This window comes from Candidatus Bathyarchaeota archaeon (assembly GCA_026014735.1).
Taxonomy (GTDB): domain Archaea; phylum Thermoproteota; class Bathyarchaeia; order Bathyarchaeales; family Bathycorpusculaceae; genus Bathycorpusculum.
Map to the genome: position 1 here is coordinate 923,739 of JAOZHT010000001.1, position 24,144 is coordinate 947,882.

Genomic DNA, 24,144 nt, shown 5'->3' on the forward strand with positions numbered 1-24,144 from the left:
AAAAAATTATTGGAGGAAAAAATAAGTGAGTACTCAAAAACCAAACCAGAAAGTCTTAGGAATAGACCTAGGAACCACCAATTCAGCAGCAGCCATCTACGAGGGGGGACACTCAACAGTTATCCCCAGCGCAGAAGGACCCACGATGGCGGGCAAAATGTTCCCGTCAGTTGTAGCCTTCACCAAAGACGGGCAGCTACTGGTCGGAGAACCCGCCAAGCGCCAAGCCACCACCAACCCTGAAGGAACCGTCTTTGAAATCAAACGCAAAATGGGAAGCAACTACAAAGCCCAAATCTACGGCAAAGAATACACTCCCCAGCAAATCAGCGCGTTCGTACTGCAGAAAATCAAAAAAGACGCCGAGACCTATCTGGGCGGAACCATAAACCAAGCTGTCATCACCGTTCCAGCGCACTTTGACGACAACCAACGCCAAGCCACCAAGGACGCAGGCGAAATCGCGGGCTTCCAGGTTATGCGTATCATCAACGAACCCACCGCTGCGTGCCTGGCATATGGCATCGATAAGCTTGAGCATGAAATGAAGATTCTTGTGTTCAGCTTCGGCGGCGGAACCCACGATGTAACCTTGATGGATTTCGGCAAAGGCGTATTCCAGGTACTCAGTACAAGCGGCGACACCCAGCTGGGCGGAACCGACGTGGACAAAGCGGTCATGGCATACATCATTGACGAGTTCAAGAGGCAAACGGGCGTGGATGTCAGCGGCGACCGCATGGCAATGTCTCGGTTAAAGGATGCTGCGGAGAAAGCCAAAATTGAGCTCTCAACTTTGATGAGCACCGACATCGATTTGCCCTTCCTCACCGCAGATGCCTCCGGACCCAAACACCTGCATCTCACCTTAACACGAACAAAGCTTGAATCCCTCGCACAGCCCATTGTAGAACGCACAAGGCCCACCCTGCTAAAGGCGCTTGAAGACGCAAAACTCACACCCCAGCAAGTTGACAAAATTATCCTCATCGGCGGCATGACCAGAATGCCCCTGGTGCAGCGCTTCGTCGAGCAGATCCTCGGCAAATCCCCTGAACGTGGATTAGACCCCATGGAATGTGTCGCCATCGGCGCAGCCATCCAGGCAGGCGTCATCACAGGCGAAGTCAAAGACCTCCTGCTCCTCGACGTCACCCCACTCAGCTTAGGCGTTGAAACATTGGGCGGAGTCATGACCCGAGTCATCGACAAAAACACAACCATACCCACCAAACGCAGCCAGGTCTTTAGCACCGCAGGGGACTTCCAGACCGCAGTCACCATCCATGTGCTGCAGGGCGAACGCGCCATGTCATCCGACAACGTATCGCTGGGCCAATTCAACCTCGTTGATCTGCCGCCTGCGCCACGCGGGGTGCCACAGATCGAGGTGACCTTCGACATCGACGCTAACGGCATCCTCAACGTAACTGCACAGGACCGCGGCACAGGCAAACAGGCAAAAATCACCATCTCAGCCTCAACCAAACTCAGCAAAGAAGAAAAAGACCGTCTCATCCGAGAAGCCGACCAATTCGCAGAGCAAGACCGCAAAAAGAAGGAAGAAGCCGAAACCCGCAACACAGCCGACAGCCTCGTTTACACGGCGGAACGCACAAAACAGGACCTCACAGGAAAAATCAGCCCAGAAGAAGCAGGCAAAATCGACGCAGCCGTCACCGAACTCAAAAACGCACTCGCCAGCAACGACATGGCAGCGGTTAAAGCCAAATCCGACGCACTACAGAAGGTGCTTCAGGAAGTCGGAACCAAAGTTTACCAGCAAGCCGCCGCGGAAGCCGCAAAGCAGCAGCAAGCCCAAGGCCAAGCTGGTCCACAGCCCGGCGCAGGTGCAGGCCCCGAGGGACCAACCGGCGGTGGAGCTCCAGGCGGACCCGAAGTGGTTGATTCAGAGGACTACAAGGTCAAATAAGCAATCTTTCCCTTTCTTTCTTTTTATGTTGCGGTTCTGTTCTGTTGGGTTGCGCTTAAAATCAGGGTCATTTGGTTTGTGTAGTCTATACGGCAGTTAAACACGTAGCTTACGTTTTCTTTGAGGCTGCCATAGAGGGTGGAGTTATCTTGGGTTTGGATGTAGAATACTCTGCCGTCAACTAAGGTAACCGCGTAATCGGCGGCTTTTTGGTTTGTTACCGCTGCTTTGGAGACTACGGTGCCGTATTCCTGGCTGGGAATTTTTGCGCCGTCGATGACATCGTATGTTACAGCCGCTATGAAGCCCACGGCTGCGACTGCCACAACCAAGGTTACGATGACGACTACTTTGAAGGCATCCATGAGCGTACCCAGATACGCTTAGGTGGCTGACTATAAAAGTGTAACCAAAAAGAAAGGGGGAAAACGCGCTATTTTTCAAGCTGCTTTCTTACCGCAGTCTGCGCCGCCGCCACGGCATCGACGAGTTTGCCGCATTGGGTGCCGCCGCCCTGCGCGAAGTTGGCGCGTCCGCCGCCTCCGCCGCCCATAACGGGAGCAGCATCTTTTATGACTGCGCCGCAGTTGATGCCCTTGGCCACTGCAGCGTCGCCTGCCATGAGCAGGAGGCGGCAGCTTTTGCCGTCGCAGCCAAAGTAGACGGTGACGGCGGCGGGGTTGCGTTTGATGACTTCTTGGGCGGTTTGGACCATGCGGTTGACGTCGATGACTTCGCCGAAGTCACGTTTAACGAGGGCGACGCCTCCGATGTCTTCTGCCTCGCCGGTTTGTGTTTGGCCCGACGCGCTTTCTTTCTCGGCGAGTTCCTTTATTAAGCGGCGCTTCTCCACCTGCACTTCCCTGAGTTCCTTAACGACTTTCTCAGCGGTTTTATCAAGCTTATCAATCGGCGAGTTAAGGGCCTCTGAAACGCGCCCAAGCAGGCTTTCCTGTTCCTGCACAGCCTTAAGCGCCTTAAGCCCCACAGCATAACCCAGCCGCTCCACGCCATCCTGCACGCGCTCGTTGTAGACGATTTTGACAAAGCCCACCTCGCCGGTGCTGCCCAGATGGGTGCCCGCGCAGGCTTCCACATCCCAATCGCCGGTTTTGACGACGCGGATGTCCTTGCCGGGTACAGCGCCGCCCTGGTAGAGTCGGAAGCCATAGAGTGATTCGGCTTCGTTGCGGGGGTACCAGGTGGTTTGGACTTTCATGTTGGCTTGGATGGCTTGGTTGGCGAGGGTTTCGATTTTGTGGATTTCCTCTTGGCTGAGGCGTCGGTAGTGGCTGATGTCGATGCGTGAGGTTTCCAGGCCCTTCTGGGTGCCCGATTGCCACACGTGCTCGCCTAGTGCCCGCCGCGCAGCGCCGTTTATGAGGTGCGTGACGGTGTGGCTCTTCATGAGTTGGTAGCGGCGTTCCCAGTCTAGGCAGCCATGGACGGTAGCGTCTTCCGCGAAGAGGGCGGGGGTGCCAAGTTTGTGTACGATGACTTTGCCGATTTTCTGCACATCCAACACGTCGTATTTGACGCCGTCGGCGATTAATGCGCCTTGGTCGCTGGGTTGCCCGCCGCCTTCCGGATAAAAGCAGGTGCCCTGCAGAACCACGTAGACGCCGCCGATGATTTTTTGCACTTTAGCGTCGAATTCCCGCATGTAAACGTCTCGGTAGTAGATTTGCTCGGTTGCGGGAAGCGCCTCAGCGGCTTTCTCAAGTGTTTCTTCCGCTTGGGCTTCTTCCTCTTCCACGGGCTTTGAAGCCGCCATATGGCGATTGGCCACCAAAGCATAGAAGTTTTCGGGAACCTCAACTTCGACGCCTTCGTTTTCGGCGGCTTGCTTAACGATTTCAGGCGGCAGCCCCTGTGAATCGTATAGTTCAGCGAGTTTATCCTGCGGAAGCTTAGTGGAGCCCTTGGATTTGAGGTCCGTAGCGACGCGTTTAACGATGCCTTCGCCGCGTTGGAGCGTGTCTTTGAATTTTTCTTCCTCCACCTTAAGCATCTCCACGATTTCCTTCTGCATCTCTTTGATGTGGGGGAAATCTTGTGCCCAATAATCAGCCTGCATATCGATGATGCTGTAGAGTTGATCGGGCTGCATGTTGAGGGTGCGCATGAGGCGGTAGACGCGGCGGAACAGCAGCCTTGCCAGGTAGCCTTCCTGGATGTTGGATGGCACCACGCCCTCGGATAGCATGAAGCTGAGGGTTTTGGTGTGGTCGGTGACTGCCCAGGCGTTCTCGATGGGCACAAGCACTTTTTCTAGCGTAGCCAAATCGATGCCTGTTAGCTCCGAGACGCGTTTGCGGGCGACCATGCGGTTAGCGCGTTTATCCACGCTGACTAAGCCGGAGTATTTGGCGACTTTTGCGAGGAAATCGTTGTCTACGTTGGTGATGCCTGCCATAGAGAGGACTTTGTCGAGCAGATCCCCATAGATTGCCTGGAAAAGGCTCGGTACACCCTGGCTTATCCAGGTGAAGCGGTCGATGCCATAGCCCGTGTCCACCGTGCGTATAGGCAACTCGACGAATTCGTCGCCCACTACCTTGTACTGCATAAACACAAGCGTCCCCACCTCTAAGCCCCGCACGATACATTCCACGTCGGGCCCCGCGTTGCCGCCGCCGACCCAAACCCCCTCCTTGTAGATGACTTCCTCGGAGGGGATGCCCAAAACTTCGGTGCAGAAGCGCTGGTGGAAGCGGACGGTGTCGTCTTTCCAGTAGACTTCCTTGTCGGGGTAGTTGAAGGCGTGGGCGCCGCCCATTTCAAAGATGGTTAGGTGCCGCCCAAATGTGGGTCCAGTGTTGGAGATGTCGGTTAATCGGATTGATGGTTGAGAAATCACCAGGGGATTTGCTGGGGGCGGCGCGATGCCCTCGGTGACGTAGGGCTGGAAGTCGATGATGCTGGCGTGGGTAAGGTAGATGTCTTTGCGCCAGCGTGCCACCACGGGGTAGGGCTTGATGCGTGTGTGCCCGTTTTTCTCAAAGAAGCTCAGAAACGCCTCGCGCATCTGGGGAAGCGTGAACTTCTTTTTCGTCGCGGGGTTGCCAAGGAAACTGTAGCATCCGCATTCGTCGCTGCCGGATTCGCCGCAGGTTTCCTGGTCTGCGTTCTGCGTCCAGAAGTATTCGCCGCAGCGTGGGCAATGCTTTCGGATAAAGCCTTCTTGTTTAAAGAATGGTAACTCGTAAGCTTCTTTGGGGAAACTTTTTTCAACCATCGATGTTGCCTCGGTGAAGTGTAAGTTTTGTGTTGTAGAGGGGTTATGGTTCTCATGGATTTAAAGCATTTCAATGGCTTTCCGGGTTAATTGGGGGAAACAGCTCTTGGCGACAAAGCGTCAGCCTATGAGGGCACCCTTAAGTTTATGCAAGGGCTAAAAAAAATTCAGGCAAATGAATCTTTTACACAGTATGCCCTTGTAATTGCCACACGATCTATTGTTCTACTGACTAGTTTAATATACTAGATACATAGTTAACATGGCTTGATCAGCCATGAGACACCAAGCCCTAATTGCACTTGCTATCTTTCTCATAGCGGCAGTAGTGATAATCGCGGTTGGCGCTTCACAATTCAACGATAATTCCAAGAAAGCTACACCAACCCCCACCGCTACAGTAACTCCCCCGCCCACCGCTGAACCTACGCCAACAGCCGTTCCAGTTGAAAAAATTGCCTTTCAATCCGTAGGCATAGACAATAGCACGGCATTATCGGTGAAGGCTTATTCTCAATCTGGACAAGAAATCCTTGTAACTAAGCTGGCCCTAAAGGATGATCAAGGAAACATCATGGCAACCGACAATACAGTGCAACATATCCTGCCAGCGAACGGTACAGCCATAAAAATCGTATTTAACCAAAACGCAGTTTCGTTTAGCTTGGGCGGCACTTACGTTTTAACCCTAACTACAGCAAACGGGGCATCGTTTGATTCGCCCCCCTGCTCGCCCGACTTCTATGGACGAGGTGTGCTGCAAAGCAAATGAATGCCAAGCGCCGATTAGACGATATCTAATGCAGAACTTAGTATGTCCATATCGCGCCAGTTGCTTATAGTCACGTTGGGTATGAGTCAAAGTCACATACAACCCTCTTAAGCGAACAGGGCACCCCAAGCGCCTGTTTCCTTCGGATGCAGGTTGCCGAAGCAAACGCCTGTTTGTTGGGATATTTGGCTTTACTTGTAAACGCCCAAAATATTTTGGGGGAAAAGAGGCACTAAGGTTGGGGTTCGCAGCCCTTGCCGTCGAGTTTGCGGTGTAGCGCTTTTTTGTAGGCATCATCCCAGTTTGCAATCAAGTCATCAAGCAGGGCACTGTTGTTTACGTCGCTGGCGATCTGACGCATTACCGGCGCATCAATCACGCAGCGAACACACATAGCAGGAACCTCGCCTGGGATTTCAAGCTGATTTTCTGGAAAAAACCGGCCGCAAAGCGGACATTTAACGTCGCTTAGTTCCCCTATTTTTATCTGCGCTGGTTTAACTTCAGCCATACTTGCGTCTGCTCCATCTTTATGCGATAATTATTTCCAACACCTCTTCTAACCACCTAATAAGCATCGCTCACCTCTAGTGCATCCAAGAAAGCGACTGTTGATTATCGTTACCACATATTTATGGGAAATACCAATCTTCAATAAACCGCACGTCAAAACCGCAGGTTTTTTCTTGCCCATAGCGCCTCAGCGGCTTAGTTAAGTGACGCTGACTCCGAGTCGAAGTCACATACAACCCCTCCTTGAGTGCACGGGGTATGGCGGATTGGCTCTTTTTCAATTCAGGGTACCTGTTGCCGCAGTGTTCACAGCGCAGCCCCTGATTTTTACCCATGGATTTGAGGCGTTTGCCACAGTTGGGGCAGATGGGATTTTGGCTCTGCGTTTTTTGGGTGAGATTGAGGATGCGGATTTTTTCGAGGTTAACCGTCAATGGCTTAGTCTGTGTGGCTTTATGTGCGGCGCCTACAACTTCGACTTCGTCGCCGACTTCAAGCTGTCGCGCGATTTTGCGCAGATCACCAGTAGGTTCGTAGGCGGCGCAGTCCACCTCCGCTGAGGCATCCTTGAGAGAGAAGATGACGTGGCGCAGGGGAACTATATGCGGAGGCTTAGACACCACGCCTTTAACGACGATTGAGCTGTAAGGCTGGATTTGGCTGAGCTGCAAAACCCCCTGTAGATGGGCGTCGGTGCCCTGGTTGCTTCGGAATATCACCCAGCGCTCCACTGGCTCAAGGGGCTTAACGATGCTGAAGGCTTGCTTAACGATTCCTGCTGATTCCCCGCGGATGCCAAAGAGAATCGGGTCGGGTCCACGGGGCGTAATGATCACTCTGCCTTTCTCGTGGTCAACGTTGTTATAGGTGAAGGGCTGGGTTTGGCGGTCCATCTCAAAAATCGACGCCTCATCTACCCGGCGTTTGCCCCCGAGGTTTTCGGGTTTGCGGTAGGCGATTAACTCGTAGGTGTGGTCGCAGCGCAGGGTTTCCCCCACCGCCGCCAAGGCACCGACGATTCCTCGGCAACTGTTAAAGCCCGATGCCTCCGCGCCGAACTTTTTGATGAGCTCCATGGCTTCTTTGAGGGTAACGATGGTTGTTTCGGCGCGCCTCGAGAACTCTGTTAATTCCTCGGGCACTTCTGCTCCGTTGAAGAAGACTATGCCGGGGTCGGTGCCTTTTTCGTTGACCGCCGAGTGCTCCTCCCAGAGCGTCAGCGCGGTTTCTCGGATTTGCTCTTCAAACGCCTCAGGATATGTTAATCGCAGGCACAGCGCGCCGTTGCCACGGGTTTTCCAAGGCACGTTGGGGTTGAGGCGAATCAGCAGCGGATAATCCAAAAAAGACACATTAAACCGCCTTAGCTTTTCAATGAGAACAGCGGTTAGGTAGGTTGTGCAGCCTCCCTTGGTTGAGTCAGTGTCATCTAGGCCAATATGCATGGTACGCTGGGTCGTCAAGGGCAGGTCTCCGACTGAAACAAAGGGGTGGAAGGTAAAAAATATTTTCAGCCAAAAAAGTTTAGGCTGTCTGCATCATCGTTTCGGGCTCAAAAACCATGTGCTCTGGCGTAGGATGGGGCTTCTGCTCGGTGATAATCATGGTTAACTTAGAGTTTATTTTGCCGACATCCGAAATTTTGTGGCTAATTATGAACTTGAGTTTATCCATGCTGTCGGCGTTGACGTGTGCAATGATGTCATATACGCCCCAGAGGCTATGGGCTTCCTTGACGCCCTCGATTCCTTTCAGAGCATTTAGCACTTGGTTTTCTGCTCCGATCTCCGTATTCAACAAGACATAAGCTGTTGGCATATTTTTTCTCCTATACATTGGGTGGGGGGGTTGGTTTAGAGGATTGGTTGCTCTGTGCTGCTCGTGGAGAACGCAAAAATCTTCAAGGTGTATCCAGTCCTCATAAGCCAACCGCTAAAAAAGATTATGCATCCTCTTGCCGATGCCGCTTCCATTTGCAATCCGTGGTTATGCAAAGTTGTTGACATTTTCACCAGCTCAGACGCACTGCAAACTATTCTTTCTAAAAAAATTTAAAACTATGTGACTGTGCTTGTACAATCACAACCGCTAACTCGCCTGGAAAAGCAATTTCTTGCGGTCTGATAGATGAGGGGTTGAAGTTTTACTGTTTTTCTTCCACGACAATCATGGTGAGCGTCGAGCGAACCTTGTCGAGGCGTCGGATACGCCAAGTTACGATTTCTTTGAGTTTATCCATCGTGTCGGCTTTAACTCGGGCAACAATGTCGTAGACGCCGTAAACGGCTGAGGCTTCCTCGACGCCTTCAACCTTTTTAAGTTCCTTTAAAACATCAGATTCAGAGCCTATCTCGGTGTTAATCAATACAAACGCTGTAGGCATAATTATCCTCAAGTAACACTTTAGTTCTGTTTGCATTAAAACATTCCTATCGACCAGCCAAGCGCTGCCCTAAATGAGTGCCGTAGCGATAATTGCAGCGCGTTAAGCGATTTTGTAGGTTAGGCATCCTTGTTTTGCTTAAGTATCTTTATTCCAGCCCACTGCAAAGCGCCATACGATACGCCTAATCTAAACCAGAGGGTAACCACCCGCGTCAGCAGCGTAACCGACAACGCCACCGAAGGAGCAATGCTTAACGCCTGAAGCGTCACCGTCATGATTAACTCGGGGAACCCCACAAACGTAGCGCCCACCGTCTGCAATGTCCCAGTCAAAGCAAAGACAATCAGCACAACATCCGCCTGCACAGGCTGCCCAAGCGCAGCAAACGCAAGAAACATAACTGACACCTCAAAGACAAAACCCAGCACCGAAAGAACGATGGGTGCAACAAGCGCCCGGGGATTAGTTCTAAGCTGCACCATGCCCGTGTGGAACTGCCCCAGCAGCCCCTCGGCTTTGTCGGTGAAGCCCTGAGGGTTCCAGTTTTTGCGGAATAACCTTATGACCTTAACGGCCCAGCCCAGCAGGGTTTTGGTGGCTTTGGGCTTTAGGCTAATGTAGTAAACGACTGCCAAGGCAAGGATAGAGAGGAACAGGACCACGCCGATAAGCAGCGCCGTTGAAAGCGGCAGCGAATAGCGAAGCAGCAGCAACGCCAAACCAGCAGTCAACGCGCTGATGGTTAGGGTCATGGTGAAGATTTTTTGTCCAACCACCGAGGCGCCTACGCTGCCTGCTTCAACCTTGCTGTCTTTGGAGTAAAGGTAGGTTTTGGAGATTTCCGCTGACCAGCCCAGCTGCGGCACGGTGGCTTCGAAGAATAATCCCACCCAGGTGAAGAGGAAGGCTTTGCGGCGGCTGATCTTCACTGCTAATCCTCCGAGCAGGCCACGCCACACCAGGGCTGAGCAGAGGGTGTAGAGAGTGTAGGTTACGAAGGCGCAGGAGTAGATGGCGAGGTTGGTTTGAGAGAGGATATCGGCGACTTGGGCGGGGTCAACGTAGAAGAACACGTAGAGGATAAGGGCAATTAGCCCCGCAGCCATCACTAGCCACATCGGGTTGATTTTGCGAGGGTTTTTTTCCTTATCCATGAATCTCAAGCTCTAATTACCATCGGTGCTTAACCATTTAAAGGCTTAGCAGAATCGACCTAAGATAACCTGCGGCGTCTCTGAGAAGCCTTCCGCTTGATGTACCATGCCGTGAAAACTAACAAAACTGCCGTGAAAACAGAGGCAACAGCAAGAACCCATACAATGGTCTCTAAGCCCAGAGTCTCTTTAGCAGGCGACCACATGTTGGTGGATTGAGCTATCGTGTGGATGGTGTACTCGCTGGTTGCGGAGGTGCCCTCTAAGCTTACCCCCGTGGCTTGATCCCAAATGTAGGTGTTGTTGCCTATTGAAGCAGACAAAACAGAGCGCTCTGCGCCTGCATACGAAAGCGTCTGGGCGCTGGTGATGGTTACGGTGCCGAGGTTCTCGTCGGGGAAGCTGTCGCCGACTTGGAGCCCGGCGGGGATGATGAAGTCGTCGATAAGATGCCCCGTTGCCAGGTTTAGGGTGTAGTTGGTGGTTTCATTTGAGCCGTCGCTGAACCGGGAGGTAATCGAGACAGAGATGTTGCCGCCGGATACCTCCTGCACCTCCATGCGTGCCCAGGTAACATCATGTCCCTGCGTTGGCGACCCCGTAGAGGAAACCGCATACTCGATCCAGTCGCCGCTTTTAACACCCACAGAGAAGTCAGCTGATGCAAAATAAGCCAAACCTGCAAGCAGAATCAGCAGGGCAGCCGCCAAGGTAAACTTTCCAAGCATAGGGTCTCTTAAGCGTCTATGCTAATAAAACTGACGCCTCCGCGGGCGGCTTTACTCTTCCATCATGATGAGGGTGAGGGTGGAGCGGACATGGCTTAAGGTTCGGATGTCATGGGTTACCATGTCTTTTAGCTTCTCCATGGATTCCGCTTTTACCTTCGTGATGATGTCGTAGACGCCATAGGAATAGTAGGCTTCCTCGACTCCCGAGGTTTTTTTAAGGTTTGTAATAACTTCCTCTTCCATGCCGGATTCAACGTTGATGAGGACAAAGGCTTGAGGCATAAGTGAATCTCCATCTTTTAGAGAGTACAAACGTAGTTAATAGTTCTTATGCAGACCTCAAGGGGTTTGCTGCCTGAATCTTAAGCATGAAGCACCAAAAATCTTATGAGCCTACGGTGTCTAATCGTGTAGTCGAGGAATATTTGCTATGGTTTACTGCACCAGATGCGGCACCCAAAACCCCGACGGCGCAATCCACTGCTCAAACTGTGGAGCACCCCTCAATATGGACAGCAGACCCTATACCCGCTATGAATACCGCCACTACTACCGCGATGAACGCCGCCACCAGGGTAGCGGAATCGGCTTACTCATCGCAGGCTTATTCATAGTCATCATCGGGTTGGCTGCTTTAACTAATTTCTGGGCGTTCTGGAACTATTTTTGGCCCCTTGTCCTTATCCTTATCGGCATATGGGTTCTGCTCCTTGGGCTGAGGCGCAGCCGCAGATACAGTCAACCGCATTCGCCGTAATTACACAATTTTCTGTTAATTCCCATGTGCCCTTGCACGTTTTTACATCTACGCGCACAAAAGAGTTATATTAAGTTTGAACGAAAGAAGTAAGTTATTACGGGGAAAACTATGGTCAGGTACATTTTCGTAACAGGCGGAGTGTTGAGTTCAGTTGGTAAGGGAATTTTAACTTCCTCCATCGGCAAGATGCTTCAGGCACGAGGCCTAAAACCCACCGTCGTAAAAATCGACCCCTACGTCAACATCGACGCGGGCACAATGAACCCCTACATGCACGGCGAGGTATTCGTTACCGACGACGGCGGCGAAACCGACCTAGACCTAGGCTGGTATGAACGCTTCCTGGATTTGAGTTTAAAGCAAACTAACAACTTAACCACCGGCACCATCTACCGCAGCGTCATCGAAAAGGAACGCCACGGCGACTTTTTGGGCCGCTGCGTCCAAATTGTGCCGCATGTAACAAACGAAATTAAGAACCGCATCAGAAACGCAGGCAAAGCCGTAAACGCAGACATCGTACTCACGGAGGTCGGCGGCACCGTCGGCGACATCGAAGGCTTGCCTTTCCTTGAGGCCATACGCCAGATGCGCGTGGAGGAAGGCTACGAGAACACCCTCTACGTCCACGTTGCGTTGGTGCCCATATTGGATGTGACGGGCGAAATGAAGACCAAGCCCCTTCAGCACAGCGTCAACGAACTGCGCCGCATCGGTATCCAGCCTGATACCATCGTGGCCCGTAGCCCCCAGATGATCGATGCGGAGGCGCTACGCAAAATCGCATTGTTCGGAACTATCCCTGAAAGCGCGGTTTTCTGTTCCTATAATGCGGAAACCGTCTATCAGGTGCCGCTGATTCTGGATAAGCAGGGCATGGGCGACTTTATCTGTACACGGTTGGGCTTGAAATGTGAGGGCAAAGACTTCAGTGCATGGCAAACATTTGTTGAAGGCATGATTCACCCCGAGCATGAAGTCAAAATCGCGCTGGTCGGTAAATACGCGGGGTTATCTGACAGCTACGTCAGCATGACTGAGGCGCTTCGCCACGGCGGAGCCGAAAACAAAGCCAAAGTCTGCATTAGTTATCTGGAGGCAGAAAAGTTCGAGCGTGAACCCGAATGCATCAAGGAACTCGCAGGCTACGACGGCGTCTTTGTGCCCTATGGGTTTGGTCCACGCGGCACAGAAGGCAAAATTGCGGCTGCAAAGTACGCAAGGGAAAACGACATACCCTTCCTGGGCATATGCTATGGCTTCCAGCTTGCCGTAATCGAGTTTGCACGCAACGTCTGTGGACTTAAGGATGCTAACAGCAGCGAAATCAACCCTGAAACCCCCCATCCAGTCATCGACCTTATGCCTGAGCAACGCGGCGTAGAAATCAAGGGTGCAACCATGCGATTGGGCGCCCACAAAATCGTGCTTCAGAAGGGCAGCTTAGCCCACAAGCTCTATGGACAGGAAGAAATCTTTGAGCGCCACCGCCACCGCTTCGAAGTTAACCTCGACTACATCGAGTGCTTCAAGAGCCATGGTCTTGTCTTCACGGGCAAGAGCAGCGACGGCAGAAGAATGGAGACGCTTGAGTTGGCGGATAAATACTTTTATTTTGCCTCGCAGTTCCACGGCGAATTCAAGAGTCGACCCGGCAGGGCTGAACCAGAATACTTTGGTTTTATCCAGGCATGCGTCAACAAGAAGCTGGGTAAACCCAAAGAATCCCTCTCTTAACCCTTTTTCAGTAAAAGCTATAATGCCCCATTTACATGACACCCTAAAGGATTGATTTAAAATGAGCATGGAACCTACCGGTGAAAGAGATTCAGACGCTTACAGCAAAAAAATGAGCCAAGCAAAAGACGAATTAACCCAGCTACAAGACGAACTTAACAATGTACTCGTCAAAATGTGCCTACGTGTACTTCGCGTTTTCCAATCAACACGACCCGAGCCGCTACGGCCAGGCGAAATCGCATTGATCATAAACAACGAGCTTGTTAAAGGCGTACTATACGATTTGAATCTCCAACCAAGCATCGACGCCATAGCAAAAGCCGCCAAGGAAGCTTGGGCAAAAGAAACCACAAAGCAGTAAACTGCTATAACTAATTTTTTTAGAAACCTGTTTTTGTATAGTTGTTGCTGTGGCAAGGAGCCTTTACACAACAACAACCTGTGGCGTCTGTGGGCGGCAGCTTTTCTGTTTAGGGCTGCTTAGGCAGTTGCTGGCGGGTTGTGCAGTATGCCACAAGCAGAACAGCAAAAGGCAGTCTTATCACTGACAAATGAAGGCTAAAGTCAAAAAATTTAAAAAATAAAGTGTTGAGCCGAAATTACTTTCGGCGGGCGTAATCCATGATTGGGATCAGTTTAGGGTCTGTCTGGACGATTTGCATCGCATCGACTAAGCCGACGAGTGCGCCGTTTTTGTCAACTGCTGGGAGGTGCTTTATGTTCCAGTGCTTCATCAGTTCAGCTGCTTCTTTAAGTGATGCGCCTTGATCGATGACGACGAGTGGGTTTGTGTAGACCATGCGTGCGATGATGGTTCTGATTGGTACTTCAGCTTCCATTGCGCGGACAACTAAGTCTCTTGTTGTGATGATGCCGGTTGGCTTGCCGCTCTGGACAACAAAGATTGCGTCTTTGTCGTATTTAGTCATCAAGTTGATTACGTCTTTTAGGACGGTGTTGTTCTCTACTGTTTTAACGTCTTTTTGCATGATGTCTTTAACCGTGACATTGCTTGCCATTTATTTTTTCACCTATTTGCTATGAAGGAAGCAGACGTTGTTTATCAATTTTACGATTATTTTGCGGCCAGGCAGGTGCAAACCTTAAAGGCTTGAATATTCCCTCTAACGATGAGGAACACATTTTGGGCACTCCTGAACGAACCGAGCATTTCCGCAGCAGCTTGGATAACGCCAAAAGCTACGGGGAGGTCTGGCAGATCGTGCAGCAAACCGCCCAGTACGCATTGGGCAAGCGCCGTAACTGCATGATGCTTTTCCTCGACGACCTGCCGCTGCAGCTGGGCGCTTACTACCCGGTGGGCACCAACAACATCGTGCTTAACCGTGCGCTCGTCGATGTGGTGGAAACTCAGGTCACTGATAAAGCCACCGTCAACGCACTCGTCTACAACCTGCTTTTACATGAGTACCTGCATGCGCTAGGCGACCTCTCAGAGGTGGGCGTGAGGCGCGAAGTTGTGGTGGTGGCGGAGAAGAGTTTTGGAGCCGAGCACATCGCCTCTGAGTTGGCGCGCAAGTCGCCGTGGGTGCTGCTGAAGAATCTGCCGCTTTCGTCGCCGCTGAATCCGTCGAAGCGTGGCATGGAAATTGTGCGGGATTTTGAGCGGTCAGGCCGATACATAGTTTAAATTGGTGGCGGGGCAAGTTCAGCGGGCAGGTTAGTGCTGAAAGCTCAGTCGTATGCACAAACCAGTAGAGGGATAGGAACCAGCGCAAAGATGAAGCGTAAAACATACCTAAACAAAAACTGCCCTACCCATACCCGAAAAAGGCTACCTGAACAGGCAAATCCCTTAAATCCAAGCCCAAGCATTCTATGAAAGTTCACTAAAACCTCCTAAACGGTAAGGCTCAATGAGTCAAAAACGAGATTACTATGAAGTGCTTGGCGTACAGCGGGGCGCAACCAAAGACCAGATTAAGGACTCCTACCGTAAACTGGCGCTGCAGTATCACCCCGACCGCAACAAAGAAGCTGGCGCAGAAGACAAATTCAAAGAAATCAGCGAAGCCTACGCGGTTTTAAGCGACGACCAGAAACGCCAGCAGTACGATACATTGGGCCACAGCGGCTTTGACCAACGATACAGCAGCGAAGACATCTTCCGCGGCGCAGACTTCGACTCTATATTCCGCGACATGGGTTTTGGAGACCTCTTTCGCACCATCTTTGGCGGAGGCGGCGGCTTTGGCGGCTACGAGCAGACCAATCGTGGACAAGACATAGGCTTTGACTTAGAAATCAGCCTTGAGGAAGCCGCGAAGGGCACTGAACGCGAAATCGAGATTCCACGAACCGAGAAATGCGAGGTCTGCAGTGGCTCAGGCGCGGCTCCGGGAACATCTGCTAGAATCTGCCCATCATGCAATGGAGCAGGTAAAGTCCAGAATATGCGCAAGGCAGGCTTCGCGATGTATGTGCAGGTCACGGCTTGCCCCACCTGCAAGGGCACTGGCAAGCTCATCGATACTCCATGCGGCAACTGCCGCGGCTCAGGTCTTATGCGTAAAAGACGCAAAATCACCGTCAAGATTCCCGCTGGCATCGATGAGGGTTTTCAGCTTCGGCTCCGAGGCGAAGGCGAATATACCTCCAGCCTAGGCGAACCCGGAGACCTCTACGTGATGGTACATGTGCGGCAGCATCCCCAGTTCATCCGTGAAGGCGACGACCTCTGGCATATAGCCATGATTACTTATCCGCAGGCGGCTTTGGGCTCGGAGATATCTGTGCCGACGCTGGATGGACCCACAACCGTCAAGGTGCATGCGGGGACGCAGGTCGGCGAAGTTATCACTCTGCGCGGCAAGGGCATGCCACGGTTTCGCGGATACGGCAGAGGCGACTTGCTGATACGTGTCGGAATCGCGGTTCCCCAGAAACTCACCGCTAACCAGAAGGCGCTGCTTGAGCAGTTAGCTGGCGAAATGGGCACTGATGTGTCGCGGAAAGGCAAATTCCGCATATAAAACTCCTTTTTTGGCAGCTGAGCGGTTGCATAAACCTTTTAAGGTAAACCCCAGATACTGCCTAACTACTTTAAGGTGAAAAAACTTGGCTTTAGACATTGCATCAACCGTCTTTGGGCTCCTGGCAACCATCGTGGTTATGGTTATCTTTACTGTGCCTGCGCTCTATATTTCGGGGCGTCTGCTGGCGGGCAAGGGCAAAGCAAAATTCACCGATGCACTCTGGATCGTCGCGCTGGGCTCGATCGTGTACTACTTCTTTGATGCCTTCGTCGCCGTTTTAGTCGAGGGCGCGTTGCTGTCGCTGTTCACCTACCTTGTGCTGCTGATGATTTGGCTGGGGCTGGTTAAGCACTTCTTTGACTGCGGCTGGCTTAAATCGCTGGCTATAAGCATAATCGCGTTGATAATCACAATCGTGATTTGGGTGGTCATCGCGCTTGCACTGGCAGCCGTAGGCTTATCAGCAGGCTGGATACCTATCCCGCAATTCTAACCTTCCTTCTTTTTTCGGGGTTCTCTGCTGCGATTTCGCTCTATCCCCCCTCTACTTATAGGCTCAGCAGATGCACAGAAAAAACAGCCTTAGCTGGCAGATTGCAGGGCAGCATCAGCTTATGTAAGGCAGATGCACAGATGCAGTTTTGATGTCTATGCAGGTGAGTTGTTATTCAAGGCAGGAATGCTAGCCGAGCGAGATAAAGCAAAGCTGCGATAGAATTCGTTGATCTAAAAGTCATTGACAAGAAGTATTTCTGATGAATATTAAAAAAGAAATGAAGGGAAAAGAAGGTTTACTTCTTTTCGAGCTGTTTGCGCAGGTCAGCGTAGGTTGCTTTGATGTCTTCGATGCTGCCTTCGTCTTCGATGGTGCTGGTGTCGCCCATTGGCGCGCCGGTGAGGACTGCTTTGAGGAGTCTGCGCATGATTTTGCCGCTGCGGGTCTTTGGCAGTTTAGCAACGATTATGACTGCTTCGGGGGTGGCGATTGGACCAATTGTAGTTCTGACGTGTTTGGTGAGTTCAACGCGGAGCTCATCTGAGGGGGTGAAGCCGCTGCGTAGCACTACGAATGCCACTGGGACTTCGCCTTTAACTGCGTCTTCTTTGCCCATGACTGCTGCTTCAGATACTGCTGGGTGAGAGACGAGTGCAGATTCGAGTTCGACTGTGCCGATTCTGTGGCCTGCGACTTTGAGGACTTCGTCTGCTCTGCCGAGTAGCCAGAAGTAGCCGTCGGGGTCGCGGATTGCGTAGTCGCCGACATAGTAGATTCCTGGCCATTTGCTGAAGTATGTTTGTTTGAAGCGGTCAGGGTCTTTCCAGACGGTTTGCAGCATTCCTGGCCATGGAGATTTTATGACCAGGTAGCCTTTGGTTCCTTGAGGGACTGATTGACCTTTCTCGTCAACGATGTCAGCGTTAACTCCTGGCAAAGCCAGCGTAGCTGAACCTGGCTTGAGTGGTGTTAACTCGATGCCGGATGCAGGTGTAATCATGAATCCGCCGGTTTCTGTCTGCCACCAAGTGTCAATGATCGGCAGTTTTTCTTTGCCGATGACTCTGTAGTACCATTTCCATGCTTCGGGGTTGATTGCTTCGCCTACTGAGCCGAGTTCGCGTAGTGTGCTGAGGTCGTGTTTGTTGACCCATTCTTCGCCGAATTTCATGAACATACGAACAGCAGTGGGGGTGCCGTAGAGAATGGTTACGCCATGGCGTTCGATCATGTCCCACCAGCGGTCCTGTGCGGGGTAGTCAGGTGTGCCTTCGAAGAGGAAAGCAGTTATGCCGTGGCTGAGGGGTGCATAGACATTGTATGTGTGTCCTGTGATCCAGCCGATGTCTGCAACACACCAGTAGATGTCTTGGTCTGTTGGGTTGAATGCCCATTTAAGAGTCCAGTAAGCCCAAACCAAGTAGCCGCCTGTGCCGTGCTGGACGCCTTTTGGCTTGCCGGTGGTTCCTGAAGTGTAGAGAATGAACAGGGGATCAGTTGCATTCATGACTTCTGGTTCAACATATGCGTTTGCGCCTGCCGCTGCTATAGCATCATGATACCAGACGTCAACGCCCTCTTTCATCTTGACTTCTTGGCCTGTGCGTTTGACAACGATGACTTTCTCTACGCCCGGCATGTTTGGCATGGCGCGGTCTAAGGTGTCTTTGATGGAAACGGGTTTGCCTCTGCGGAAGCTGCCGTCAGCAGTGATGACCACTTTGGCTCCGCAGTCGTTAACGCGGTCTGCGAGTGCTTCAGCGCTAAAGCCTGAGAAGACAACTGTGTGGACACAGCCGATGCGCACGGTTGCTAACAGAGCAATCGGGAGTTCGGGGATGACGGGCAAAAACATAGCGACGCGGTCGCCTTTTTTGAGGCCGGCTTCTTTGAGTGCTTTGGCGAGTTTGTTTACTTCGCGGTAAAGCTGATAGTAGGTGTAGGTTTTAACTTCACCCATCTCGCCTTCCCAGATGTAAGCGAGTTTGTTTTTGCGACCACTCTTAACATGCCTATCAAGCGTGTTGTAGGTTATGTTGAGTGTGCCGTCGGCAAACCACTTAAAGAAGGGCGGGTTGGAATCATCCAGCACCTTGCTGGGTGCCTTGATCCAGTCGATTGCTTTGGCTTTTTCAGCCCAAAATTCCTGTGGATTCTTGATTGATTGTTCCCATTCTTGCTTGCGTATTTCTCCAGAAGAAATTTTTACGCTGCTGGGATAATATCTTTCATTGAAGGGTAAACTAGCTTCTGACATGTTCTCAATCCCAATTCAATTGGGGACAGTGATTACAGTGATAGATATATAAGCGTTTTCGCATTAAATGTATAAATAAAAAATGATAAGGAAAAAAAGGAAATTATTGTTTAACTGGGCATATTGGCAATACTGTTTTCTGATTTGATTCATTCAAGACTTCCGCAAGACCCAAATAAACCGCACTTGACCCGCAAATGACACCCTCGATGCCCGTGATTGTATTGAACCAAACTGGGTTACCCATTAACTCTCTTGCCATAAGCATAAAGAACAGAATAGCCAAGCTTCCAAAGACAAATTGCAATGCACGATTAGTCTTCAATGTACCAAAGAACATCGCTAACGTGAACAACCCCCACATGAAGAAGTAAGCAGCCATAGCAGAATTATCAGCCGCGGCAATGTTGCTAAAGAAGGATGTGCCAGGTAGAAGAATCAAAGCAACCAGTGACCACCAGAAGAGACCGTATGAACTGAATGCGACTGTGCCGAAAGTGTTGCCTTTTTTGAATTCCATGACGCCGACGATGACCTGCGCAAGACCACCGTAAGCCAAGCCCATAGCAAGGATCATGCTGTTTAAGCCGAATAGTCCAGCGTTGTGTAGGTTGAGCAGGACCGTGGTTAAACCGAAGCCTAAAAGTCCAAGCGGAGCGGGGTTTGCTAATTTAGTTACTAATTTATCACTCATCTGTAATGTTTCCTCAATTATGCCTTTTTACCTGAATTCGTTTATTCTACATTTAAAGCTTGTGTCTAATTAGACGTTCAGGCAAGAGGGCCCTTGCTGGCAGCAGCACCACAAAACATGCCAGCTAATAGATTGCCTGGCAAAAAAAGGGGCAACCGCAGAGCGCATAGCTTAGAAGAGAAGGGATCGCTGGCACCCACGATTGATTATTTGTCTCCTCTTCGTTTGCTTGCCACATATTTTCCAAGCTCAACCATACCGAAAACGAACGCGGTGGATGCCCATGCAACCGCCCAGATTTGAAGCGTCGGCACCGTGATGTCAAAGGCGTTCTGCAGACCCGGGATGTAGAGTATGGCTACCTGCAGGAGCAGCGAGGAAATCAATGCGTACCAGAGGAGCTTGTTTTTGAAGACCCCCACCTTGAACACGGGGTACTTGAGGGACCGCGCTGAGAGTGCATTTGCCAGCTCCATCAGGATCAGAGTAGTGAACAGTTGGGTGCGGGCTTCAACTAGCTGCTGAATGCTTTCCCAGGGCCGATAGAGCAGGTAGCTGCCTAGCAGAATCGTAGCCATCAGGATGGGAACGGCTGTCAAGTAGATCTTTACGTCCCGGGTGAAGATGCTTTCTTTTGGATTGCGGGGTTTCTGATCCATCAAGTCAGGGTCGCCGGGGTCAACGCTTAACGCGATGGCGGGTAACCCGTCGGTGGTGAGGTTAATCCATAAGAGCTGAATGGTCGTTAAAGCGATTGCTGCCTCGCCGATTAGTGCAACCTCGGAGTTAGGCGTTAGAATCTGGGCAATCAGGGGAACGGAAATGACGGCGGTTAACACCACGATGATTTCCATGATGTTGCAGCGCAGCAGGTAAGTGAGGTACTTTTTGATGTTGCCGTAGATTTCGCGTCCTTCCTTAACGGCTTTAACGATGGAGGCGAAGTTGTCGTCGGCAAGCACCATATCCGAGGCTTCTTTAGTTACCTCCGTGCCCGTGACACCCATCGCGACGCCTATGTCAGCCATTTTAAGCGCAGGCGCATCGTTAACGCCGTCGCCGGTCATAGCCACAATTTGGTTTTTAACTTTCCAGGCGTTCACAATCCGGGTTTTATGCTCTGGGGCAACGCGGGCATAGATGACTATGTCATCGATTATTTCGATCAGGTCACTGTCGCTGATTTTGTCGAGGTCAGCGCCCGTGAGGACTTTTTCTTCAATTTGGTTTTCGCCCAGCAGATTGAGTTCTTTGCCGACAGCAACAGCGGTAAGCTTGTGGTCACCGGTAATCATGACGACCCGTATGCCGGCTCGTCGGCAGATGTTTATGGCATCTTTCACTTCATCTCGGGGCGGGTCAATCATGCCCATTATCCCCACAAAAACAAAGTCCGTCTCCATGTTTTCTTCGAATGCCTTTTGGTTCTCAGGTAATTCTTTGTAGGCAAACCCCAAATTTCTTAGCGCCTGCAGCGCCATGACTTCGGAGACCTTGTGGACTTCAGCTTTCTCTTTAGCTTCGAAGCCAACGGCTTTTCCGTTGAGGAGGATGCGGTTACATTTCTCAAGGATGATTTCAGGGGCGCCTTTCATGTACGCATATTTTTTGTTGCCGACCTCATGAATAGTAGTCATTCGTTTCCGCTCGGACGAGAAGGGAATCTCGGCGATGCGGGGCTCCCGCTTATCGAGAGCCTCCTTGGACATGTCGGCTTTTGCCGCGGCAACAACCAAGGCACCCTCCGTGGGGTCGCCCTTGATAACCCATTTGTCCACTTTGGCGTCTAGTTCAACGTTGGAGTCGTTGCAGAGGGCCGCGATTTTTAGCAGCAGCTTTAATTCTTCGTCGGGTTCAACGGTTTTTTCTTCGCATAGGAAGCTGCCTTTGGGGGCGTACCCGATGCCGCTGACTTTGAGGGCGCGGTCGTTAACGTAGATTCTTTGGACAGTCATTTCGCCCTTGGTCATGGTGCCTGTTTTATCTGAGCAGATAACGCTGGTGCTGCCTAACGTCTCAACCGCCGGCAACCGCTTAACGATCGTGTGGACCTTAGCCATCCGATACATGCCTACGGAGAGCGAGGCCGTCACGATAGCTGGAAGTGCAACGGGCACCGCGGCGACGGCAAGGCTGATTGCCCACTGAACCATATCCAAAATGTTGCGGCCCTGCAGGATGCCTATTGCACCCACGACGACGGCGATGCCTATGACGAGTATACCGATCCATTTGCCTACGCCCGCCATGCGTTTCTCCAGCGGCGTGCTCTCCTGCGTGGTGGTTTGAACCATCTGTGCGATTTTGCCGAATTCGGTCTTCATCGCTGTATCCGTAACCACTGCTTTGGCTCTGCCGTACACCAGTATAGTGCCGGTAAACAGCAGGTTTCTGCGGTCGTTTAGCTGCGTCTCCTCAGGCAGGGCTTGGGTGGATTTGTCCACTGGCGCGGATTCACCGGTCAGGGCGGCTTCTTCAACCTTGAGATTAATTGCTTCGATTAGGCGTGCATCAGCTGGAACCCTGTCGCCAGTGTAGAGAAGGATTACATCGCCGGGAACCAAGTCGCGGGCGGGGATACGCTGTTCGCGCCCGTCACGCAGCACCACAGCCATGGGCGCAGTCATCTTTTTTAGGGCTTCAAGGGCTTTTCCCGAGCGGTACTCCTGCCTAAACCCAAGCAGAACACTAACAACAACTATCACTAAAATGATGAGGGCATCGATGAATTCGCCCATGACAAGGGATAAGGCAGTTGCCACAAGCAGAATAATCAGCAGAACATCCTTGAATTGGTGAAGCAGAATCGATAGGACCGAGCGCCCCTTTTCCTTTCGGAGTTCGTTGGGGCCAAATTTTGCTAATCGCCCTTGAGCGTCCTTGGTAGTTAACCCTGATTTGGACGAGGAAAGCTCGCGGACTGCTTCATCAACATCAAGAGAATGCCAAACCTGACCCATCGATATAACACCTTGCTACTTAAAACCTCACCGACAACAAATATATTTGTTTTCCAAGCACTCGGAAAATAAAATAGCATACGATAAAAAATCCGATACTCCTTACAAGAAAATTAAACGACTGACGGATTCGGATGGCTTTGGTGGTACCGCCTGCTATAGACATACAAGGAAACCGCGCCGACTGCCAAGACAACCACGCTTAAAACGTAGAGACCCCATGTAAAAAGACCACCGAAGCCTGCAATTTGTTTCTGCCAGTCCCAGGGAAAATCAGCAATTTTTCCAAGAGGCCAAGCGCCAATCACTGTGTAGGCAAAGCCAAATGCAACCAGCAATATGGCAACATGCTCCCCGTCATCAACCGCCCCTGAACGTAAACTTCGGGTGCTGTATGCACATAGCATTGTGGCGCCGACAAGCAGTAGGGGGAGGCTAGTAACGAAAAAGAAAGGGCTGATGTAGCTACGCTGCACAATCGCGTTTGGGAAGGGGGGAATGTTAAAGATGTCTTTTCCCCAGTCAGCGGGGTTCCAGTTGCCCAGTATAACTGCGGTAAGGTAGAAGGCGCCGTAGGCGGCCAGCAGCAAACCGAGGGAAACCTGGTGGCGTTTGATGTAGGCAGCGATGCGGTTTATCGCGGGGGGGTTGCTCATCAGCAGTCAAGTCTCTGCTACTTCTACGTGGCGTAGGCATATATTATTTTTCAGCGCAAACCCGAAAAGGCGGGGTAGGCAAAAGATTCTAAAATGTAGCTGTTCACTATAAGATTGTTTTAGGTGTGCTTATGAAGTTCGAAACAACCCTAACCGAAATTATTCCGCGTACATCAAATGTTACCAGCTTCCGCTTTGCCCGACCCAAAGGTTTAGAGTATAAACCGGGCCAATTCTTCTTCGTTACCCTCAAACACAACGGCGCACAACTAAAAAAGCACTTTAGCTTCAGCAGCAGCCCCACCCAAACCGGCCACATCGAGTTCACCAAAAAACTAAGCGACAGCGAATACTCCGCGGCGCTCCGAGCAGCAAAACCGGGGGATTGGGCAGAAATCGAGGCTCCCTATGGACAATTCACTTTTGAAGGCGAATACCCCAAAATTGCGTTGCTCGGCGGCGGCATAGGCATAACACCCTTTATCAGCATCGCCAAATACGCCACCGACAAGGGCTTAGGCAACCAGATTACGCTTTTCTATGGCTGCCGCACCCCCGAGGATATCGTTTTCCGTGAGGAATTCTGGGAGTTAGCTAAGAAAAACAGTAACTTAAAAATCCATTTTACAGTCAGCCAAGCCTCCGAGGGCTGGAAGGGCGCAACTGGCAACATCGATGCGGACATGATTAAGGCGGGGCTGCCGGATTTTAGGGACTATGTTTTCTATGCCTGCGGTCCGCCGCCTATGGTTAAAGCAATGCAGGCTTTGATGGAGAAGCTGGGGTTGCCCAAGGAGAAGCTGAAGCTGGAGTACTTCACAGGCTACCAATAAGGAAAAAGGGGTCTGGTCAGTACTA

General features: G+C 51.4%; 23 protein-coding genes. 9 read left to right on the forward strand and 14 right to left on the reverse strand.

Annotated features, from left to right (window positions below; translation table 11 throughout):
- Nucleotides 1-25: 25 nt before the first annotated feature.
- A complete protein-coding gene (gene dnaK, locus NWE93_04785; GenBank protein MCW3999532.1) occupies nucleotides 26-1,933 on the forward strand; it encodes a molecular chaperone DnaK in 1,908 nt (635 codons plus the stop codon).
- 23 nt (nucleotides 1,934-1,956) lie between these two features.
- On the opposite strand, the gene NWE93_04790 is transcribed toward dnaK, so the two are convergent.
- Both NWE93_04790 and alaS read right to left on the reverse strand, forming a co-directional pair.
- Nucleotides 1,957-2,298 carry a hypothetical protein gene (locus NWE93_04790; protein ID MCW3999533.1) on the reverse strand — a complete coding sequence of 114 codons (342 nt, stop codon included), beginning with the start codon at nucleotides 2,296-2,298 and terminating at the stop codon, nucleotides 1,957-1,959.
- Between the two features lie 68 nt (nucleotides 2,299-2,366).
- The gene (alaS, locus tag NWE93_04795) at nucleotides 2,367-5,171 is read right to left on the reverse strand and encodes an alanine--tRNA ligase (protein ID MCW3999534.1); all 2,805 of its coding nucleotides are present in this window, start codon (nucleotides 5,169-5,171) and stop codon (nucleotides 2,367-2,369) included.
- A 277-nt stretch (nucleotides 5,172-5,448) separates the two neighbouring features.
- Between alaS and NWE93_04800 the strand changes: the two genes are divergently transcribed.
- Nucleotides 5,449-5,943 (forward strand): hypothetical protein, encoded by a 495-nt coding sequence (locus NWE93_04800; protein ID MCW3999535.1) that lies wholly within the window; start codon nucleotides 5,449-5,451, stop codon nucleotides 5,941-5,943.
- A 232-nt stretch (nucleotides 5,944-6,175) separates the two neighbouring features.
- On the opposite strand, the gene NWE93_04805 is transcribed toward NWE93_04800, so the two are convergent.
- The 7 genes from NWE93_04805 to NWE93_04835 all read right to left on the reverse strand — a co-directional run bounded on the left by NWE93_04805 (nucleotide 6,176) and on the right by NWE93_04835 (nucleotide 11,009).
- Nucleotides 6,176-6,454 (reverse strand): hypothetical protein, encoded by a 279-nt coding sequence (locus NWE93_04805; protein ID MCW3999536.1) that lies wholly within the window; start codon nucleotides 6,452-6,454, stop codon nucleotides 6,176-6,178.
- 121 nt (nucleotides 6,455-6,575) lie between these two features.
- A complete protein-coding gene (locus NWE93_04810; GenBank protein MCW3999537.1) occupies nucleotides 6,576-7,919 on the reverse strand; it encodes a tRNA(Ile)(2)-agmatinylcytidine synthase in 1,344 nt (447 codons plus the stop codon).
- Between the two features lie 61 nt (nucleotides 7,920-7,980).
- Complete coding sequence (locus tag NWE93_04815; protein MCW3999538.1) at nucleotides 7,981-8,274, reverse strand: Lrp/AsnC family transcriptional regulator; 294 nt, start codon at nucleotides 8,272-8,274, stop codon at nucleotides 7,981-7,983.
- Nucleotides 8,275-8,599: 325 nt separating this feature from the next.
- A complete protein-coding gene (locus tag NWE93_04820; protein ID MCW3999539.1) occupies nucleotides 8,600-8,839 on the reverse strand; it encodes an Lrp/AsnC ligand binding domain-containing protein in 240 nt (79 codons plus the stop codon).
- Nucleotides 8,840-8,958: 119 nt separating this feature from the next.
- Nucleotides 8,959-9,996, reverse strand: coding sequence for a flippase-like domain-containing protein (locus NWE93_04825; protein MCW3999540.1), 1,038 nt, complete (start codon nucleotides 9,994-9,996; stop codon nucleotides 8,959-8,961).
- Between the two features lie 59 nt (nucleotides 9,997-10,055).
- Nucleotides 10,056-10,724, reverse strand: a complete 669-nt coding sequence (locus tag NWE93_04830) for a hypothetical protein (GenBank protein MCW3999541.1) — start codon at nucleotides 10,722-10,724, stop codon at nucleotides 10,056-10,058.
- Between the two features lie 51 nt (nucleotides 10,725-10,775).
- On the reverse strand, nucleotides 10,776-11,009 hold the full coding sequence (locus NWE93_04835; GenBank protein ID MCW3999542.1) for an Lrp/AsnC ligand binding domain-containing protein: 234 nt from the start codon (nucleotides 11,007-11,009) through the stop codon (nucleotides 10,776-10,778).
- A 148-nt stretch (nucleotides 11,010-11,157) separates the two neighbouring features.
- On the opposite strand from NWE93_04835, the gene NWE93_04840 reads away from it, so the two are divergent.
- The 3 genes from NWE93_04840 (at nucleotide 11,158) to NWE93_04850 (ending at nucleotide 13,588) form a co-directional block, all read left to right on the forward strand.
- Nucleotides 11,158-11,484, forward strand: coding sequence for a zinc-ribbon domain-containing protein (locus NWE93_04840; protein ID MCW3999543.1), 327 nt, complete (start codon nucleotides 11,158-11,160; stop codon nucleotides 11,482-11,484).
- A gap of 111 nt (nucleotides 11,485-11,595) precedes the next feature.
- Nucleotides 11,596-13,224, forward strand: a complete 1,629-nt coding sequence (locus tag NWE93_04845; GenBank protein MCW3999544.1) for a CTP synthase — start codon at nucleotides 11,596-11,598, stop codon at nucleotides 13,222-13,224.
- Nucleotides 13,225-13,285: 61 nt separating this feature from the next.
- A complete protein-coding gene (locus NWE93_04850; protein ID MCW3999545.1) occupies nucleotides 13,286-13,588 on the forward strand; it encodes a hypothetical protein in 303 nt (100 codons plus the stop codon).
- 238 nt (nucleotides 13,589-13,826) lie between these two features.
- On the opposite strand, the gene NWE93_04855 is transcribed toward NWE93_04850, so the two are convergent.
- Nucleotides 13,827-14,246, reverse strand: coding sequence for a CBS domain-containing protein (locus tag NWE93_04855; protein ID MCW3999546.1), 420 nt, complete (start codon nucleotides 14,244-14,246; stop codon nucleotides 13,827-13,829).
- Between the two features lie 125 nt (nucleotides 14,247-14,371).
- Here NWE93_04855 and NWE93_04860 point away from each other — a divergent pair, with 125 nt between their 5' ends.
- From NWE93_04860 to NWE93_04870, 3 genes are all read left to right on the forward strand, one after another.
- Nucleotides 14,372-14,878, forward strand: coding sequence for a hypothetical protein (locus NWE93_04860; protein MCW3999547.1), 507 nt, complete (start codon nucleotides 14,372-14,374; stop codon nucleotides 14,876-14,878).
- A 226-nt stretch (nucleotides 14,879-15,104) separates the two neighbouring features.
- A complete protein-coding gene (gene dnaJ, locus NWE93_04865) occupies nucleotides 15,105-16,220 on the forward strand; it encodes a molecular chaperone DnaJ (GenBank protein ID MCW3999548.1) in 1,116 nt (371 codons plus the stop codon).
- Between the two features lie 85 nt (nucleotides 16,221-16,305).
- Nucleotides 16,306-16,716: a hypothetical protein gene (locus NWE93_04870; GenBank protein MCW3999549.1), complete on the forward strand. Its 411-nt coding sequence runs from the start codon at nucleotides 16,306-16,308 to the stop codon at nucleotides 16,714-16,716.
- 298 nt (nucleotides 16,717-17,014) lie between these two features.
- On the opposite strand, the gene acs is transcribed toward NWE93_04870, so the two are convergent.
- From acs to NWE93_04890, 4 genes are all read right to left on the reverse strand, one after another.
- Nucleotides 17,015-18,976 (reverse strand): acetate--CoA ligase, encoded by a 1,962-nt coding sequence (gene acs / locus NWE93_04875; GenBank protein MCW3999550.1) that lies wholly within the window; start codon nucleotides 18,974-18,976, stop codon nucleotides 17,015-17,017.
- 103 nt (nucleotides 18,977-19,079) lie between these two features.
- Entirely contained in the window at nucleotides 19,080-19,670 is a 591-nt protein-coding gene (locus NWE93_04880; GenBank protein MCW3999551.1) for an acetate uptake transporter, read from the reverse strand.
- A gap of 206 nt (nucleotides 19,671-19,876) precedes the next feature.
- Nucleotides 19,877-22,630: a cation-translocating P-type ATPase gene (locus tag NWE93_04885; protein ID MCW3999552.1), complete on the reverse strand. Its 2,754-nt coding sequence runs from the start codon at nucleotides 22,628-22,630 to the stop codon at nucleotides 19,877-19,879.
- A 113-nt stretch (nucleotides 22,631-22,743) separates the two neighbouring features.
- Complete coding sequence (locus tag NWE93_04890; GenBank protein ID MCW3999553.1) at nucleotides 22,744-23,286, reverse strand: hypothetical protein; 543 nt, start codon at nucleotides 23,284-23,286, stop codon at nucleotides 22,744-22,746.
- Nucleotides 23,287-23,417: 131 nt separating this feature from the next.
- Here NWE93_04890 and NWE93_04895 point away from each other — a divergent pair, with 131 nt between their 5' ends.
- Nucleotides 23,418-24,119, forward strand: coding sequence for an FAD-dependent oxidoreductase (locus NWE93_04895; protein ID MCW3999554.1), 702 nt, complete (start codon nucleotides 23,418-23,420; stop codon nucleotides 24,117-24,119).
- Nucleotides 24,120-24,144: the final 25 nt, after the last annotated feature.